This window comes from Rhizobium sp. CFBP 13644 (genome assembly GCF_014842165.1).
In the GTDB taxonomy this organism is placed as follows: domain Bacteria; phylum Pseudomonadota; class Alphaproteobacteria; order Rhizobiales; family Rhizobiaceae; genus Agrobacterium; species Agrobacterium tumefaciens_C.
In genome coordinates, this window is sequence record NZ_JACYVF010000003.1 from 164901 (window position 1) to 182409 (window position 17509).

Genomic DNA, 17509 nt, shown 5'->3' on the forward strand with positions numbered 1-17509 from the left:
TTATTTGAGTTTGTCCGCTTTGATCGTGTCATCTTCCAGCCAGAGCTGGACGGCCTGACCGCGAAATTTCGGATCGATATCTTCAGCAACCTTGTAGACGCCATCGATGGCCAGCAGCTCTGCCTCCAGCTTCTTGCAGAAAATCCGCGCAGAAGCGTTGCCGAGGGAACCTGCCATGGCGCGGCCACGCAGTGCGCCATAAATGTGGATTGAGCCGCCCGCGATGACCTCTGCACCAGATGCCACCGAACCCACGACCGTGACATCACCCTCAGGGAAGACGATGGACTGGCCAGAGCGGACTGGTTCGCTGATCATCAACGATTGCACCACGCTGCGAATCTCTGTGACGGCCGGACGAACGGGCTCGTCTGCAACCTCGACCGTGGCGAGCGAGACCGGCTCGACATCCGAGGCGGCCTTACCACCCTTCAACGCTGGCGGCATGCCAGGTTCGACCATGGATGGGCGCGCACCCTCGATGCCCATAATGGCAACGTTGCGTGCGAAAAGCTCAGCCAGCAGGGCTTTCAGCCCCGCCTTGTCCAGTTTCAGCTCCGCCACGTCCAGCACAACCGGGCGCGACAGAAAGAACCCGGCAGACCGCGCTGCCAGATCGTCAAGCCGCTCCAGCCAGTGATCCAAAGGCTGTTCGGGCGAAAGCACGACCGCAAGAAACGAGCGGCCTTTGATACGGATGGAACGTGAGGTGTCTGTTAGCACTTTGGTCATCTTGGTAAACAAATCATTGATATTAGGTAGCGTAGATACGGTTAACAAATGGTTAACAAGCCCTGTTTCGCACCACTGAAATTAACCCCACGACAGCCTTGACAACACCGGATTTAACGGTGCCAAAAAGCGGGCATATTGCTGAAATTCCATGTGATTCTGTTTTCGCTTGTTGCAAGCGATGACAGCTTTCCTCACTCGCATGAGCCCTCCCGTCGGCTGTTAGGTTAGGTGCGGTTACACGTTAGAAAAATATTCCAAAAAGCTGCATCTTTTTGCGTCTTTCTGCCGTTTAAACGGGCAGGAATTGTGAGAAGACATCACCAGAAAATCCTGAAAGGCACATCATGAACTGGCTCAAGACAATCACCACCGCTGCGGCAATCAATGCTGCGATGTTCGCACCGACATTTGCAGGCGAAAACCTTGACCAGATCAAGTCCGCAGGCGTTCTGAAGATCGGCACAGAAGGCACCTACGCGCCCTTCACGTTTCACGATGCAGCCAACAAGCTGGTCGGTTTCGACGTGGAAATTGGCGAAGCCGTTGCCAAGAAGCTCGGCGTTAAGGCCGAATTCGTGGAAGGCAAATGGGATGGCCTGATCGCTGGTCTGGATGCCAAGCGTTATGACGCGGTCATCAATCAGGTTGGCATTACCGAAGCGCGCAAGCAGAAATACGCGTTTTCAGAGCCCTACATTGCCTCCAAGGCTGTGCTGATCGTCAGTGAGAAAAACACAGACGTCAAGGATTTTGCCGATCTGAAGGGCAAGAAGTCGGCGCAATCGCTGAGCAGCAACTTTGGCAAGATTGCCACGGAAGCCGGTGCTGAACTGGTTGGTACTGACGGTTTTGACCAGTCGATCCAGCTGGTTCTGACCGGCCGCGCCGATTCGACCATCAATGACAGCCTCTCCTTCCTTGATTTCAAAAAGAAGCAGCCGCAGGCTCCGGTGAAGATCGTGGCTGAAAAGCCCGGCGCTGACTATTCGGGCATCATCGTGCGCAAGGGTGACGATGAGCTGGTTGCTTCGATCAACAAGGCGCTGGCTGACATCAAGGCTGACGGCACCTACAAGGTCATTTCCGACAAATATTTCGATCAGGACGTTTCCAAATAAGCTGACGTAAAGCCTGTTCTGCGTGAGTGAAACAGGCCATTATCCAGCAACATCACGGGTCCGGCGCATGGCGCCGGATTTCGCGTTTTCTGAAGGGGTTTGCCGTGCCGCACTGGCTTCAACTGATGATGGATTCTTTGCCAACGCTGCTCTGGGCGGGCGTGAAATTCACCATTCCTCTGACACTTCTGTCGTTTGCGTTCGGGTTGACCCTTGGTCTTGCCACCGCCGTAGCTCGGTTGTTCGGCCCTGCCCCGCTGCGGTTGCTGGCACGCTTCTATGTCTGGGTGATCCGGGGTACACCTTTGCTGGTCCAGCTTTTCGTGATCTTCTATGGTCTACCCAGCATTGGGATTCTTCTTGATGCCTTTCCGGCAGCCTTGATCGGCTTCACACTGAATGTTGGGGCCTACACGTCCGAAATCATCCGTGCTGCGATTTCATCGGTTCCGAAGGGTCAGTGGGAAGCCGCTTTCTCCACCGGCATGAACTGGCGTCAGGCCATGCAGGGGACGATCCTGCCGCAGGCGAGCCGGGTGGCAGTGCCGCCGCTTTCGAACACCTTCATCTCGCTGGTAAAAGATACGTCTCTTGCAGCCGCCATCACCGTGCCAGAACTGTTCCAGTCCGCACAACGCATCGTTGCCACCACCTATGAACCGTTGATTCTCTATATTCTGGCGGCCCTTATCTACCTCGTCTTGAGCTCTGTCCTCTCGACATTGCAGGCACGGCTTGAAGTGCGGTTTGCCCGGTATGGCGGCATAATGGAGAACAGCCGATGATCGAGCTTTCCAATATTGAAAAACGCTTTGGCGATGCGGTCATTCTGAAAGACATTTCGCTGAGCTTTCCAGACGGCAGCGTGACGGCACTTGTTGGGCCATCGGGTGGCGGCAAGAGCACGCTGCTGCGCTGCATCAACCTGCTGGAACTGCCGACAGAGGGAACGGTGCGCATTGGCGATGATGCGACGAGTTTTACCGCAGGCGCCAGAGTTTCTTGGCAATCGATCCAGAAAATCCGTCGCCAGACCGGCATGGTGTTTCAGAACTTTCAGCTGTTTCCGCATCGCACGGCGATTGAAAACGTGATGGAAGGTCTGCTGATCGTCCAGAAATGGTCTCGCGAAAAGGCACGCGAGCGTGCCATGGAGCTTTTGACCAAGGTCGGCATGGCGCACAAGGCCGATGCGTGGCCAGCCAACCTTTCCGGCGGGCAACAGCAGCGCGTGGCGATTGCGCGGGCACTTGGCCCATCTCCGCAGGTGCTGCTCTGCGATGAGCCAACCTCTGCCCTCGACCCTGAGCTTTCCGAGGAAGTGGTTGATGTGCTGGGCCAGCTTGCGCGCGAGGGCACGACAATGGTGATGGCAACGCATGATCTGCGCCTTGCATCGCGCATTGCAAATAATGTGGTGTTTCTGGAAGCTGGCAAAGTGGTCGAGACCGGTTCGTCCGATGCGATTTTCCGCGCACCGACCCAAGAGCGCACGCGCCGTTTCGTTTCATCGATAAACGCGTCCCAAACACTTTGAACCGATAAAAATCGGCAATCGAGACCATCGTAGACTGTTTTCATGTCCGGATTTGATATCTAAGTCAGGATTGAAGACATTCGCATGGGGAGGCTGCATGCCGACGGTTCTTGAAGAAGTGGAAGCGCGCCGCGCACAGGCCAGATTGGGCGGCGGGCAGAAGCGCATCGATGCGCAACACGCCAAGGGCAAACTGACGGCGCGGGAGCGCATCGAAGTGCTGCTCGATGAAGGCTCCTTCGAAGAATACGACATGTATGTGACCCACCGTGCGGTGGATTTCGGCATGGAAAGCCAAAAGGTTGCGGGCGATGGCGTGGTGACCGGCTGGGGCACCATCAACGGTCGGCAGGTCTATGTGTTCAGCCAGGATTTCACCGTTTTGGGCGGTTCGCTGTCTGAAACCCATGCACAGAAAATCTGCAAGGTCATGGATATGGCCGTGCGCGTCGGTGCACCCATTATCGGTCTCAACGACAGCGGCGGGGCGCGGATTCAGGAGGGTGTGGCGTCCCTGGCGGGCTATGCCGAGGTGTTCCGGCGCAACGCAGAATGCTCGGGCGTCATCCCGCAGATCTCCGTCATCATGGGCCCTTGCGCCGGCGGTGCGGTCTACTCGCCCGCCATGACCGACTTCATCTTCATGGTTCGAGACACCTCCTACATGTTCGTCACCGGGCCGGATGTGGTGAAGACAGTGACCAATGAGATCGTCACGGCGGAGGAACTGGGCGGGGCATCCACTCACACCAAAAAATCATCCGTGGCCGATGGCGCTTACGACAATGACATCGAGGCGCTGGAGGCCGTTCGCGCGCTTTTCGATTTTCTGCCGCTCAACAACCGCGAGAAGGCACCAACGAGGCCGTTTCATGATGACCCGGCGCGGCTGGAACAGCGGTTGGATACGCTGATCCCCGACAGTTCAGCCAAGCCATACGACATGAAGGAGCTTATTCACGCGCTGGCCGACGAAGGCAATTTTTTCGAGATTCAGGAAGCCTTTGCGAAGAATATCTTGACCGGCTTTATCCGCCTTGAAGGCCAGACAGTGGGCGTCGTGGCCAACCAGCCCATGGTGCTGGCCGGCTGCCTCGATATCGACAGCTCGCGCAAGGCGGCGCGTTTCGTGCGGTTCTGCGATGCTTTCAGCATCCCGCTGCTGACGCTGGTGGACGTGCCCGGTTTTCTGCCCGGCGTGGCGCAGGAATATGGCGGCGTGATCAAGCACGGCGCAAAGCTTCTGTTTGCCTATTCGGAAGCGACCGTGCCGATGGTGACGCTGATTACCCGCAAGGCCTATGGCGGCGCCTACGATGTGATGGCATCCAAGCACATCGGTGCCGATGTGAATTATGCCTGGCCGACAGCGGAAATTGCCGTGATGGGGGCGAAGGGTGCGGCGGAAATTCTCTACCGCTCCGAACTCTCCGACCCGGAAAAGATTGCCGCCCGCAGCAAGGAATATGAGGAGCGGTTTGCCAACCCCTTTGTGGCCGCAGAGCGCGGCTTCATTGATGAGGTCATCATGCCGCACTCATCCCGCCGCCGCATTGCCCGCGCGTTCGCATCGCTGCGCAACAAGCAGGTGACGGCGCATTGGAAGAAACACGACACGATTCCGCTGTGAGGAAAACCTGATGATCAAGAAAATCCTCATTGCCAACCGTGGCGAAATTGCCTGTCGTGTTATCCGCACGGCGAATGCCATGGGCATCAAGACTGTAGCGGTCTATTCCGATGCCGATGCCAATGCGCTGCATGTGCGCCAAGCCGACGAAGCCGTGCATATTGGCCCCGCCCCTTCCAACCAGTCCTATATCGTCATCGATAAGATCCTCGATGCCATCAGGCAGACCGGCGCGGATGCGGTACATCCCGGCTATGGTTTTCTATCGGAAAATGCCGGTTTTGCTGCTGCTCTTGAAAAGGCAGGCGTCATCTTCATCGGCCCGCCGGTCAAGGCCATCGAGGCGATGGGCGATAAGATTACCTCTAAGAAGCTGGCGCAGGCGGCGAGCGTTTCCACCGTTCCCGGACATATGGGGCTGATCGAGGATGCGGACGAGGCCGTCAGGATCGCGTCGTCCATCGGTTATCCCGTGATGATCAAGGCCTCGGCGGGCGGTGGCGGCAAGGGCATGCGCATTGCCTGGAACGATGCCGAAGCGCGTGAGGGCTTCCAGTCCTCCAAGAACGAGGCAAAGGCCTCATTCGGCGATGACCGCATTTTCATCGAAAAATTCGTCAACCAGCCGCGCCATATCGAGATTCAGGTGCTGGGCGACACGCACGGCACGGTGCTGTATCTGGGCGAGCGGGAATGCTCGATTCAGCGCCGCAACCAGAAAGTCATCGAAGAAGCGCCTTCGCCGTTTCTGGATGAAGCGACCCGCAAGGCCATGGGCGAACAGGCTGTCGCGCTGGCGCAAGCCGTGGGCTATCATTCGGCTGGCACGGTTGAGTTCATTGTCGATGGCGACCGCAATTTCTACTTCCTTGAAATGAACACCCGCCTGCAGGTGGAGCATCCTGTGACAGAACTGGTCACCGGCATCGATCTTGTCGAGCAGATGATCCGCGTCGCCTCCGGGGAAAAGCTCTCCTTTGCCCAGAGCGATGTGACGCTGAACGGTTGGGCTATTGAGAGCCGACTTTACGCAGAAGATCCATACCGCAACTTTCTGCCATCCATTGGCCGGTTGAGCCGCTACCGGCCACCCAAGGAGGGAGCGCAGCCGGATGGGACTATCATCCGCAACGACACCGGCGTGTTCGAAGGCGGTGAAATATCCATGTATTACGACCCCATGATTGCCAAGCTGTGCACTTGGGCGCCGAGCCGCCTCGCCGCTATCGATGCGATGGGAGAGGCGCTGGACCGGTTTGAGGTTGAAGGCATTGGCCACAATCTGCCGTTTCTCTCCACCGTAATGCAGAACCCCCGCTTCCGGGAGGGAAACCTGACGACCGGGTTTATTGCCGAGGAGTTTCCAGATGGCTTTGCATCCATCGAGCCGCAGGATGATGCGGCCAGAAAGCTGGCTGCCATTGCGGCCATTATTCACCACCGCATCCAGATGCGTGCGGTGCAAATCTCAGGCACCATCGGCAACCATTGCCGGGTTGTAGGGGATGACTGGGTCGTTTCGCTGGGCAAGGCGGATCATCGCATATCGCTTCACAGCGAAGGCCATGCGGTATCCGTCCTGTTTGCAGATGGGGCTACGCTGAACGTTGAAACAGACTGGACGCCGGGGCAGACATTGCAGCTGTTCAGCGTTGACGGGCAAAGGATGGCGGTCAAAATCGATCTGTCCGTTTCCACAATCCGGCTTCGTTGGCAGGGCATGGATCTGGCGGCGCGTGTGCGCAGCCCACGGGTGGCGGAACTGGCGCGCTTGATGCCGGTGAAAGTGCCGCCGGATACGTCAAAATTTCTGCTTTGCCCGATGCCAGGTGTGGTCACCTCCATTTCGGTGCAGGAAGGTGATCAGGTCGAGGCGGGACAGGCACTGGCAACAGTCGAGGCGATGAAGATGGAAAACATTCTTCGCGCAGAACGGCAGGGCCGGGTGAAGACAGTTGCTGTGCGGGCCGGTGACAGCCTTGCGGTTGATGCGGTGATTTTGGAGTTTGAATAGGTTCGCGGATCGTTTTAAACAGGCATTGCTATTTGCCTGACCAAAGGACCCATCATGCCCAGCGCAACTGACCGCATCGTTTATCTCAACGGTGAATTTCTGCCCGAATCCGAAGCCAGATTGTCGATTTTCGACCGTGGTTTTCTGTTTGGAGATGGCATCTATGAGGTGACATCCGTGATGGAGGGCAAGCTCATCGATAGCGATTTGCACATGGCGAGGCTGAAGCGCAGCGCTGGTGAAATCGACATTCCCCTGCCCGTGACCACGGAGCAGGTCGTTGAAGCCGAGCGGCGCCTGATTAAGGACAACAATCTGATCGAAGGCCTGATCTACCTGCAGCTAACGCGCGGGGCGGAAGATCGCAATTTTCTGTTCGCGGACGATCTGGCACCGACACTTGTGATGTTCACGCAAGCCAAGAAGCTTGTTGGCAACCCGCAGGAGGAAACCGGGCTTTCGATCAAGTCCGTTCCAGATCAACGTTGGGCGCGTCGCGATATCAAATCCGTGTGCCTTCTGCCGCAAGTCATGGCCAAGCGCATTGCCAAGGCCGAAGGCTGCGACGAGGCATGGATGATCGAGGACGGTTTCGTGACCGAGGGTGCATCGTCTACGGCCTATATCATCACCGCCGACAGAAAGCTGGTGACACGCGGCAACAGCAACAAGACGTTGCCGGGCTGCACCCGTCAGGCCGCGCTCGATCTGGTGGAAGAAGCCGGGCTGACGCTTGAGGAACGCCCCTTTACGCTTCAGGAAGCGATGGACGCACAGGAAGCGGTGCTGACGAGTGCGGGCAATTTCGTGATGCCTGTCACGAAGATTGACGGCAAGCCGGTGGGTGATGGCAAGCCAGGTCCGCTGGTGAAGCGCCTGCGCGAGCTTTACCTCGAAAACGCCCGCCGCACGGCGATCTGAAAACTCACGGCGCTCATCCTTACCGGGGTGAGCGCCGATATTCGATCATGCGGGCGCGGCTGGAGACGAGTTCCAGACGGTCATCTTCCAGCAGGTGCAGGCAGATGCGCTTCGTCCACGGACCATCGTGAAGCGTGAACAGGAAGCGACCAGCGCCGAGCGCCTTTAGAGGCATGGATTGTTTGGTCGGGCCGATGCCCATGGACAGAGTACCGTTTTCGATCAGGAATTCAGCACCCTCATCACATGTCCAGCGGCCGGAAAGCGTGGCTGGCACAGGATGATCACCAAAGGGCAGAAAACGGCGCGGCGCGTGGCCCGCCTCTCCCACCAGCGAATCACCCTCAAGGCGAAGGCGCATGGGCGATGAGGCCGAGCGGGACGATGCAAAGCCATCGCCATCATCATATAGCGTATCATCCGCATCGATGAAGGTGCAGGTGCTTCCCTTGATTTCGAGCCAACATGGCCCCGTTTCCGTAACATAGAGACCATCGGGTAGATCGCTGGTCGGTTGCGGCAAGGGCAGACCGGTCAGCGCAGCCATGCTTTCCAGCGCGATTTTGAAGCCGTTTGTATCTTCCCGGTTGGATACCACGACAAAGCCAGTCCCCTCTTCAGGGTCCAGAAGGAAATAGGTCTTGTAGCCGGGGTGAGAACCACCGTGGCCGACGAAGCGACGGGCACCGAGATGCGTCCAGCGCAGGCCCAGCCCATATTCGCTCATGCGGCCATCCTCTATCGGGCGCTCCGCCGACAGCGCTTCGAGCACACCAGCAAATCCCTGCTCACCATTCAACAGCGCCTGCAACCAGCGCACCAGCGCCTCGGCGCTGCCCGCCAGGCTACCGGATGCGGAAATGTGCAGGCCAGCGGATGAAAGCTGCCAGCTATCTCCAGACTTCCAGTATCCCGGCGCAAGTCCCGCCACGGAATCGTTCCATACATCAGGCGCTCGCAGAACCTGACCGAGGGGTGTGGCGATCTTTTCCTGCACGAAATCATCGAAGCGCAGACCCTTTCGCTCAAGGGCCGCTTCCACCAACCGGTAGCCGGTGTTGGAATAAGAAACCTCGCTTCCCGCCGGGAAATTGAGGCGCTTGAGGCGGGCAACATAATCCAGAAGCGGTGCCGCCTTCGTCTCGGTGTAGACCGAGAGGCCCAGCAGCGACAGGCATTCGCGCACATCCGGCAAGCCGCCGCTCATATCCAGCGCCTGCCCGACCGTTACATCAGCCAGCGGTGGCTGCAATTCTTCAATATGCTTGCCGAGCGGGTCATCGAGGCCGATGAGATGGCTGTTTTCCAATACCATGGCGCAGAAAACATGCTTGGTGACGGAGGCGTAGCGTACAACCGTTTTCGGCGAGAATGGCGCAAAACTCGAGAGGCTTTCAACGCCGCCGGAAACGGCAAAACGCAGGCCAGACAGGTCAAAACCGATCACAGAACCGCCGGGCTCATTATTGCCCCATTGAGAAACGAAGTCTTCCGCGACGTTTGAGGCAGCACCCCAATCCTGATTGTCCAGCATGTATTTTTCTCTCCAAATGGTCACGGCAGCGCAAACAGCCCTGTTCAGACGATGCGTTTGCACCTATCTGACGGCTACAGCAATGCCCTGTCAGACCTTCCGAAAGCGACCAACATATGACCGACCACACCGCAGTGCCCGTATTCGATGGCCATAATGACGTTCTGCTGCGTCTGAAACTGTCCGGCCATCCATCGCCGGAAACGCTGTTCATCGAAGGCGATACGGTCGGACATATCGATCTGCCTCGCGCCAAAAAGGGCGGGCTGGAGGGTGGCCTCTGCGCCATCTTCGTGCCCTCGCCGAACGGGTTTGACGCGGACCGCAATTTCATTCCGCCAAGCCAGCCGGATGCGCTGGCCACCACGCTCGGCATGGCGAGCCTATTGTTTCGCATCGAGGCGGCATCTGCCGGAAAACTGAAGGTGTGCCGCAGCGCGGCTGATATTCGCGGTGCGATGGCTGAGGGTGCATTCGCCTCGGTCTTGCATATTGAAGGCGTGGAAGCCTTCGATACGGATCTTGATGCGCTGCATGTGCTGCATGAGGCAGGGCTTCGCACGCTGGGTCCGGTCTGGAGCCGTCCCAACGCATTTGCCTATGGCGTTCCCTTCCGCTTTCCCTCCACGCCCGATATCGGACCCGGCCTGACGGATGCGGGCAAGCGGCTGATCACGACCTGCAACGCCCTGAAGATCATGGTCGATCTGTCACACATGAATGAGCAAGGCTTCTGGGATATCGCCAAGATTTCGCAAGCGCCGTTGGTGGCCTCCCATTCCAATGCCCATGCGCTGTGCAACCACAGCCGCAACCTGACCGACAAGCAACTGGATGCCATCCGCGAAACAGGCGGGCTGGCAGGTATCAATTTCGGCGTGCTGTTCGTTCGTCAAGACGGCGTCAAGAACCCGGATACGGATCTCGGCGAACTGGTGCGCCATGTCGATTACATGGTGGAGCGCATGGGCATTGACCATGTTGCCCTCGGATCGGATTTTGACGGCACGACCATTCCCGCAGCGATGAAGGACGCGAGCGACCTGCAAATGCTGATCGATGCGCTGCGTAACGCCGGTTACGACCAAGAGTCACTCGAGAAAATCTGCCATGGCAACTGGATCAGAGTGCTCGAAAAAACCTTGGCCGCGTAGGCTGCGGAGCAATTTTCAGCCCCTACAGCCGCCGGTTTCTTGCATTCAACGCAACGAGGGCTCTAATGCCCTCGCAAGGCCTTTTCTTGCTGTTTTGCACCGCTATCCTTTCAAAGAATTTATGAAATAAAAATCAAATCTCCGTATTTCTGAAAAATACAGCGCACTAGCGTCACAATGCTGTGGTTGCCAGACGCAATCTGATCGTGTGGAAATGCAGATGACAGAGAAGACAGAAGTTAAGCAAATTGAAGAGACCGAAGATGGTCTCGAAAGCTTTTTCGAGCGGTACAAATCGCACATCACGTCCATCGCGGTGACCATCGTCTTTTTGATGATGACCTTTACGATCTACAAGCTGACTTCCGAGGTCCGATATGACGACATCGTTGAGGCTCTTGCCGATACAAGCTGGAAGGCCGCCGCACTTGCGGTTCTGTTCACCGGCTTAAGCTTTGCTGCGCTGATCTGTTACGACCTGAACGCCATTGAATATATCGGGAAAAAGCTGCCGCCGGTTTCTGTCGTTGCGACTGCATTCATCGCCTATGCCGTCGGCAACACCGCTGGGTTCGGCCCCTTGAGCGGCGGCGCGATCCGCTTTCGCGCCTATTCCCGAATGGGTCTGACCCCATCGGATGTTGCGCGTATCATCGCATTTGTCACCCTCTCATTTGGTCTTGGCCTTTTGGCTGTCAGTGCCATTTCCACCCTGATCGTCGCGCCTCGCATAGCATCCATCATCGGCGTTGAAGCGACGTGGCTCAGAGGCGGAGCGCTCGTCATCATCTTCATCATGACCGCACTGATGTTCCTGGGTCGCAACGGCCGCACCATTCAGATCAAGCGGTTGAAGCTGCGCCTGCCCGACAGTCGCACATCTTCGCGCCAGTTCCTCGTTTCCGCTTTTGATATCGCGGCATCCGCGTCCGTTCTCTACGTTCTTCTGCCGGAAACCAACGTCGGCTGGCCGAGCTTCTTTGCCATTTACGCAACAGCGGTTGGCCTCGGCGTTCTCAGCCACGTGCCCGCGGGTCTGGGCGTATTCGAAACGGTCATGGTTGCTGGTCTTGGCAATGCCATCAGCCTCGATCAATTGCTGGGCGGCCTCGTACTTTACCGCATGATCTACCATGTATTGCCGCTTGTGGTCGCCATCATCCTGATGCTGGTGACGGAAATGAAGCAATTCGCTTCAAAGCCCATCATGGCGGATATCGGCTATCTTGCAGGTCGGCTGGCGCCCTCGCTACTGTCCGCCGTCGCGCTCATTCTCGGCACCATGCTGATTTTCTCGAGCGTGACGCCTACGCCGGACAGCAATCTCGATTTCCTGTCCAACTTCGTGCCGCTGCCAATCATCGAAGCGGCGCACTTTCTCTCGAGTATTCTAGGGCTTGTTCTGGTCGTCGCTTCGCGTGGCCTCAGCCAAAGGCTGGATGGTGCCTGGTGGGTGGCAGTCGTCGCTGCTGCAGGCGGCCTGTTCCTTTCGCTCATCAAGGCGATTGCGGTTTTCGAGGCCATATTCCTCGGCATCTTCATCGTCGCCCTGATCTTCAACATCAAAAGCTTCAACCGGCATGCCTCGCTTCTGCGTCAGGCGCTGGGGCCCACATGGCTTGCCGCCATGGCGGTCATCGTTGCAGGTGCAGCAACAATTCTGTTCTTCGTGTACCGCGATACAGACTACAGCCAGACACTCTGGTGGCAGTTCGAGTTTTCCGAGGAAGCGCCGCGCAGTTTGAGAGCCTTGCTGGGTCTGGTGCTGGCATCATCCACCATCGCAATTTTCAGCCTTTTGCGGCCGGTCATGTATCGCCCTGAAGAGATCCATCCTGAAGACATCGAAAAGGCCACAGAAATCGTCAAAAGACAGGATGTGGCCGACGCCAATCTGGTGCGCATGGGTGACAAACACGTCATGCTGTCTGAAAGTGGCAACGCCTTCATCATGTACGGCATTCGTGGGCGGTCGTGGATTGCCTTGGCTGACCCCGTTGGCGACGAGAACGACTTTGCCGATCTCGTCTGGCAATTTGTGGAAACTGCCCGGGCATCCGGCGGCAGAGCGGTCATCTACCAGCTCTCGCCCGCCATCCTCACCCATTGTGCCGATGCTGGCCTTCGCGCCTTCAAGCTGGGTGAACTTGCCATGGTTGACCTCACACGGTTTGAACTCAAGGGCGGCAAGCTCGCCAATCTTCGCCAATCACTCAGCCGAGGCGCGCGCGATGGCCTGACCTTCTCCGTCATCGATACACCGCAGGTTCCCGAAATCTACGATGATCTGAAACGGGTCTCCGATTCCTGGCTTGAACATCACAACACCCGCGAAAAGACCTTTTCTCTCGGTGCTTTCGAACGAGATTACATTCTGTCTCAACCGGTTGCCGTGCTGCACAAGGACGGTCAGATCACAGCCTTTGCCAATCTTTTGATGACGGAAACGAAAAAGGAAGTGACCGTCGATCTCATGCGCTTTTCGCCGGATGCACCGCGTGGTGCGATGGATTTCCTGTTTGTCAGTATCATCGAACATATGCGCGCTGAAGGTTATGCCTCGTTCAATCTCGGCATGGCGCCGCTTTCGGGCATGTCCAAGCGCGAGTCCGCTCCTGTGTGGGATCGCATCGGCGGGACATTATTCGAACACGGTGAGCGTTTTTATAACTTCAAAGGGTTGAGAGCTTTTAAATCGAAGTTTCATCCGAAATGGGAGCCGCGCTATGTTGCGGTTTCCAACGGCACGAGTGCAGCGCTGGCACTGATGGACGCGACCGTTCTCATCAGCGGCGGCGTCAGAGGAGTGATTGGTAAATGACGGGCCTGACATATCTGAAAGCCGCACTTTTGGCCGCAACGCTCTCCATGCCCATGACGGCATCGGCACAAGATGCCAATGAATTTCAGACAGGCATGATCCCGCCAGAGCATATCATGCTACCCGATGGCGACGTTTCAGCGAACATATTCCTTCTCTCTGGCCAAGCCGGTTGGGGAGAGACCGAACAGGCGCAGGCAGATGCGCTGGTAGAAAAGGGTGCGGCAGTCGTCGGTATCGATCTGCCGAAATACCTTGCTGCCCTGAAGGCCAATGAAGACGAATGTATCTACATGATTTCCGACATTGAGGAGCTTGCGCAGGAAATCCAGCGCAAGGCCAATGTGTCAAGCTACCGCCCTCCCATCATTGCCGGCACCGGTGAAGGTGGTGCGCTTGCGCTGGCCATGATTGCGCAAAGCCCGGCTGCGACGATTGGTGAAGCCGTAGCGGTTGATCCGCTGGCCAGCATACCGCTCGGCGACAAGATACTCTGCACACCGGCAACGAAAGAGCCAGACAACGGCCGTACGATCTATGGCCTGACCGATGGCCCACTGCCGGCGCCAGTCAGCGTGGTGTTCACCGGCAAGGCAGACGCCAAGGGCCGGACGCATGTTGAGAACCTCGTCAAATCCCATTCCGATATTGACGTGAAGAATGTGGATAGCGATGCGCAGGCAGCGCTTGGACAGACCCTGCAAGACCGGATAGACGCTGCCGGAAATGCCGACAACCCGCTTGGTCTGCCGCTGACCGTGCTCGAAGCCAAGCCGACGATGGATACGATGGCAATCATCTATTCGGGCGATGGCGGCTGGCGCGATCTGGACAAGGATATTGGCAGCTTCCTGCAGCAGGACGGCGTGCCGACGATCGGCGTCGATTCCCTCCGCTATTTCTGGTCTGAAAAGAAGCCAGAAGAGATCGCCAGCGACATGACGCGGATCATCGACACCTACCGCAAGGAATGGAAGGTCAAGAATGTGTTGCTGATCGGCTATTCCTTCGGCGCGGACGTGTTGCCTGTGACCTACAATCTTTTGCCGGAAAAAGAGAAAAGCCGGATTGTACAGATGAGCCTTTTGTCGCTCTCCCATGAAGTATCCTACGAAATATCAGTGGGTGGATGGCTCGGCGTTTCCGGATCTGGGGAGCAGGACCCGGTGACCGATCTCGCAAAAATCGACCCGAAGATCGTTCAATGCGTCTACGGCACTGATGACGAGGACGCCGCCTGCCCGGCGCTCAAAGACAAGGGTGCGGAAGTGATCGGGATTGATGGCGGCCACCATTTTGATGAGGATTACGAAGCCCTGACCAAGCGCATCGTTGCCTCGCTGAAAAAGCGTCTGGGGCAATGACCTGGGCTCAATATTCTTGCCGACATATTGAATACAAGGCCTGAAAACTGTATCCCGTTGTCACCATGTCAACGAAAGATCCGCATATGTTTTCCGGTACCCGGCCACCCATCATCACCGACGCAGAGCGCGTCGAACGGCTGGAGCGCCTGCGTGTCGTGATGGCCAAGCGGGACATTGCAGCACTGCTTCTGGGTTCAAGTGAGAGCCTTCGCTACTTTACCGGCCTTGTCTGGCACCAGAGCGAGCGACTGCTGGGAGCGGTGGTCACACAGACTGGTCTGCATTACATAGTGCCGGGATTTGAAAAAAGCCGCGTCGATACGCTGCGCCATATCGCGGGTGACATCCACATCTGGCAGGAAGAGGAAGCCCCTGCGGCGCTCGTTGGCTCGCTGGTTGGTGGGCGTGGGCGAGTCGCGCTGGATGATGCGCTGCCTTTGTTCATATATCACAGCCTTGCCCGAGAGCTTGGGCAGGAACGCTTAGTGGATGGCGGTCCGTTGATCAGTGGCTTGCGGGCACGAAAATCAGCGGCTGAAATCGCCATCATTCAGTATGCAATGGATCTGACGATTGAGGTGCAGAAGCGCGCCCATGGCATGATGAAGCCAGGAATACGCGCCTCGGATGTCATCCGGTTCATTGATGAGCAACATGTTGAGCTCGGTGGCGAAGGCGGCTCCTATTTTTGCATCGTATCCTTTGGCTCAGCCACCTCTCTGCCCCATGGCGCAGAGGGCGACCAGATTTTGAGCGCGGGCGATGTCATTCTAGTTGATACGGGCACCCGTATCGATGGCTACCACTCCGATATTACCCGCACTTACATGATCGACCAGCCGACAGCAGAATTTGCAGAGGCTTGGGCGATCGAGCGGGAGGCCCAACAAGCGGTTTTCGATGCTGCACAGCTTGGCGCGTCATGCAGCGACCTGGACGATGCCGCACGCCGCGTGATGGCGTGCCACGGCCTTGGGCCGGACTACAACCTTCCCGGCCTCCCGCATCGCGCCGGCCACGGGCTCGGCTTGGAAATTCACGAAGCGCCGTATATTGTGCGCGGCAACGCCATGCCGCTTGCCCCGGGCATGTGCTTTTCCAACGAACCGATGCTGGTTTATCCCGACCGGTTCGGCATTCGGCTTGAAGACCACATTTACATGAGTAGTGAAGGCGCGAAATGGTTCACGCGACCTGCGACTTCGCCAACGCAGCCATTTTCCTGATTGATCATTAACTGTGCGTTACTTGCATCTATAATATATATACTTTTCAAACCCGAATCATATTGTGGAGCTATCGATGTCCGCTGCCGAAAAAAGGAAAACAAAAACACCTGTGCTGGTGGATCGGATCGCGGAATTTGTCGAGAATATCAAGGCCACCCGAAATGCTGATGGCACATTCGATACCAAGAAAATCAGCGCGCTCTGGAATGAAGAAGTGCGCTTCCACTTCGACAATGGCCGAACAGAGAAGACGCTCGAACTCTATATCGTAAAATATAGATATGCGCTGAAAGACGCCTTTGGCCCGAAGACGACGCCGCTGGCAATCTGCAACATGAAAAAGCTGCGTGAGCGCCTCAACACCTACATCAAGACCGCTGAATACCCTATGCGTGGTGTTGCACATTCGATCCGGGAAAAACTGGAGCGGGCCGAATACAGCATGGTGGGTCGCAAGCCCCGTTTTCTGTTGCGCGTTTCGGACTTCATCAATGCTACGAATGGCGTAACGACAAAGCCGGAAATGCAGGCGCTGTGGGATGCCGAGATGGCGTCCATGGGCGACAAGGCGCAGGCCACGGTCATTTCCTACATCACCAAATACCGAAATGCGCTGCGCGAAGCCTTTGGTGACGAGCACCCGATGCTGCGCATCGCCGCGGGAACGCCGCAGCTCTATGATGAAGCACGCAAGATCAAAATGGCGAAGATCGCCAACAAGCATGGATCGCTGATTACCTTCGAGAACTATGCCGAGGTGATGCGTCGCTGTCGTCGCTACCTGCAATCCTCCGATATCATGACGGTCGCCATCGGCCTGATGGGCACGACAGGTCGGCGTCCCTACGAGGTCTTCACGCAGGCAGAATTGACGCCAGCGCCCTACGGCAAGGGCGTTTCGAAATGGAGCGTGCTGTTCAACGGTCAGGCAAAGACAAAGCAGGGCGAAGGCACCAAATTCGGCGTGACCTATGAAATTCCGGTGCTGGAACAATCGCGTATTGTTCTCGATGCCTACAGCCGCCTGCGCGAAAGCAGCGACGGAAAATCCTGGCTTGGGCTGAATGTGGACGATTTTACAGCAGACGTGCGCCTGCCACTGCGCGATGCAGTGATCGCCAAATTCGAGGATATCTGGCCCAAGGAAGAGCCACCGAAGCCTTACGGTCTGCGCCATCTCTATGCCGAAATTGCCTATCGAAATTTCGCGCCGCCCAGCGTGACCAAGAACAGCTATTTCGCCGCCATCCTGGGCCACAACAACAACGATCTTGAAACATCGCTGTCTTACATGACCTACACATTTCCAGAGGATGCGGAGCAATCGAAGGTCCGGGCCGAGCGTGTTGCGGAGCGCACGATCCAGCAGATGACAGAGGTCAACCGTATCCCTGGCATGCCTCAGGCTTAAGGCTCCAACCCACGCCTTGACACCGACAAAATGCCGCT

General features: G+C 57.1%; 13 protein-coding genes. 11 read left to right on the forward strand and 2 right to left on the reverse strand.

What is annotated here, in order from left to right:
- On the reverse strand, window positions 1-732 hold the full coding sequence (gene minC, locus IFT53_RS10290; protein WP_192064619.1) for a septum site-determining protein MinC: 732 nt from the start codon (window positions 730-732) through the stop codon (window positions 1-3).
- A 347-nt stretch (window positions 733-1079) separates the two neighbouring features.
- Here minC and IFT53_RS10295 point away from each other — a divergent pair, with 347 nt between their 5' ends.
- The 6 genes from IFT53_RS10295 (at window position 1080) to IFT53_RS10320 (ending at window position 7955) form a co-directional block, all read left to right on the forward strand.
- Window positions 1080-1853: an amino acid ABC transporter substrate-binding protein gene (locus IFT53_RS10295; RefSeq protein WP_192064620.1), complete on the forward strand. Its 774-nt coding sequence runs from the start codon at window positions 1080-1082 to the stop codon at window positions 1851-1853.
- 104 nt (window positions 1854-1957) lie between these two features.
- Complete coding sequence (locus IFT53_RS10300) at window positions 1958-2638, forward strand: ABC transporter permease subunit (protein ID WP_192064621.1); 681 nt, start codon at window positions 1958-1960, stop codon at window positions 2636-2638.
- Complete coding sequence (locus IFT53_RS10305; RefSeq protein WP_192064622.1) at window positions 2635-3390, forward strand: amino acid ABC transporter ATP-binding protein; 756 nt, start codon at window positions 2635-2637, stop codon at window positions 3388-3390. Before IFT53_RS10300 ends, IFT53_RS10305 begins: the two co-directional genes overlap by 4 nt.
- Window positions 3391-3487: 97 nt before the next feature.
- On the forward strand, window positions 3488-5020 hold the full coding sequence (locus IFT53_RS10310) for an acyl-CoA carboxylase subunit beta (protein ID WP_192064623.1): 1533 nt from the start codon (window positions 3488-3490) through the stop codon (window positions 5018-5020).
- Between the two features lie 10 nt (window positions 5021-5030).
- Window positions 5031-7034, forward strand: coding sequence for an acetyl-CoA carboxylase biotin carboxylase subunit (locus IFT53_RS10315; RefSeq protein WP_192064624.1), 2004 nt, complete (start codon window positions 5031-5033; stop codon window positions 7032-7034).
- A 54-nt stretch (window positions 7035-7088) separates the two neighbouring features.
- On the forward strand, window positions 7089-7955 hold the full coding sequence (locus tag IFT53_RS10320) for a D-amino-acid transaminase (protein WP_192064625.1): 867 nt from the start codon (window positions 7089-7091) through the stop codon (window positions 7953-7955).
- Between the two features lie 19 nt (window positions 7956-7974).
- Here IFT53_RS10320 and IFT53_RS10325 read toward each other — a convergent pair whose 3' ends face one another.
- Window positions 7975-9489, reverse strand: a complete 1515-nt coding sequence (locus tag IFT53_RS10325) for a serine hydrolase domain-containing protein (protein WP_192064626.1) — start codon at window positions 9487-9489, stop codon at window positions 7975-7977.
- A 116-nt stretch (window positions 9490-9605) separates the two neighbouring features.
- Between IFT53_RS10325 and IFT53_RS10330 the strand changes: the two genes are divergently transcribed.
- The 5 genes from IFT53_RS10330 to IFT53_RS10350 all read left to right on the forward strand — a co-directional run bounded on the left by IFT53_RS10330 (window position 9606) and on the right by IFT53_RS10350 (window position 17471).
- Window positions 9606-10643 (forward strand): dipeptidase, encoded by a 1038-nt coding sequence (locus IFT53_RS10330; RefSeq protein WP_192064627.1) that lies wholly within the window; start codon window positions 9606-9608, stop codon window positions 10641-10643.
- A 220-nt stretch (window positions 10644-10863) separates the two neighbouring features.
- On the forward strand, window positions 10864-13464 hold the full coding sequence (gene mprF / locus IFT53_RS10335) for a bifunctional lysylphosphatidylglycerol flippase/synthetase MprF (protein WP_192064628.1): 2601 nt from the start codon (window positions 10864-10866) through the stop codon (window positions 13462-13464).
- Complete coding sequence (locus IFT53_RS10340) at window positions 13461-14828, forward strand: virulence factor family protein (RefSeq protein WP_192064629.1); 1368 nt, start codon at window positions 13461-13463, stop codon at window positions 14826-14828. The genes mprF and IFT53_RS10340 overlap by 4 nt, the downstream gene beginning before the upstream one ends.
- Before the next feature lie 86 nt (window positions 14829-14914).
- Window positions 14915-16057: a M24 family metallopeptidase gene (locus IFT53_RS10345; RefSeq protein ID WP_192064630.1), complete on the forward strand. Its 1143-nt coding sequence runs from the start codon at window positions 14915-14917 to the stop codon at window positions 16055-16057.
- A 76-nt stretch (window positions 16058-16133) separates the two neighbouring features.
- Window positions 16134-17471: a telomere resolvase gene (locus tag IFT53_RS10350; RefSeq protein ID WP_192064631.1), complete on the forward strand. Its 1338-nt coding sequence runs from the start codon at window positions 16134-16136 to the stop codon at window positions 17469-17471.
- The last annotated feature ends 38 nt before the right edge of the window (window positions 17472-17509 follow it).

Bases quoted from the DNA above. Each gene is read 5' to 3' on its own strand.
- minC (WP_192064619.1), bottom strand. From the start codon at position 732: ATGACCAAAGTGCTAACAGACACCTCACGTTCCATCCGTATCAAAGGC.
- IFT53_RS10295 (WP_192064620.1), top strand. From the start codon at position 1,080: ATGAACTGGCTCAAGACAATCACCACCGCTGCGGCAATCAATGCTGCG.
- IFT53_RS10305 (WP_192064622.1), top strand. From the start codon at position 2,635: ATGATCGAGCTTTCCAATATTGAAAAACGCTTTGGCGATGCGGTCATT.
- IFT53_RS10310 (WP_192064623.1), top strand. From the start codon at position 3,488: ATGCCGACGGTTCTTGAAGAAGTGGAAGCGCGCCGCGCACAGGCCAGA.
- IFT53_RS10315 (WP_192064624.1), top strand. From the start codon at position 5,031: ATGATCAAGAAAATCCTCATTGCCAACCGTGGCGAAATTGCCTGTCGT.
- IFT53_RS10320 (WP_192064625.1), top strand. From the start codon at position 7,089: ATGCCCAGCGCAACTGACCGCATCGTTTATCTCAACGGTGAATTTCTG.
- IFT53_RS10325 (WP_192064626.1), bottom strand. From the start codon at position 9,489: ATGCTGGACAATCAGGATTGGGGTGCTGCCTCAAACGTCGCGGAAGAC.
- IFT53_RS10330 (WP_192064627.1), top strand. From the start codon at position 9,606: ATGACCGACCACACCGCAGTGCCCGTATTCGATGGCCATAATGACGTT.
- mprF (WP_192064628.1), top strand. From the start codon at position 10,864: ATGACAGAGAAGACAGAAGTTAAGCAAATTGAAGAGACCGAAGATGGT.
- IFT53_RS10340 (WP_192064629.1), top strand. From the start codon at position 13,461: ATGACGGGCCTGACATATCTGAAAGCCGCACTTTTGGCCGCAACGCTC.
- IFT53_RS10345 (WP_192064630.1), top strand. From the start codon at position 14,915: ATGTTTTCCGGTACCCGGCCACCCATCATCACCGACGCAGAGCGCGTC.
- IFT53_RS10350 (WP_192064631.1), top strand. From the start codon at position 16,134: ATGTCCGCTGCCGAAAAAAGGAAAACAAAAACACCTGTGCTGGTGGAT.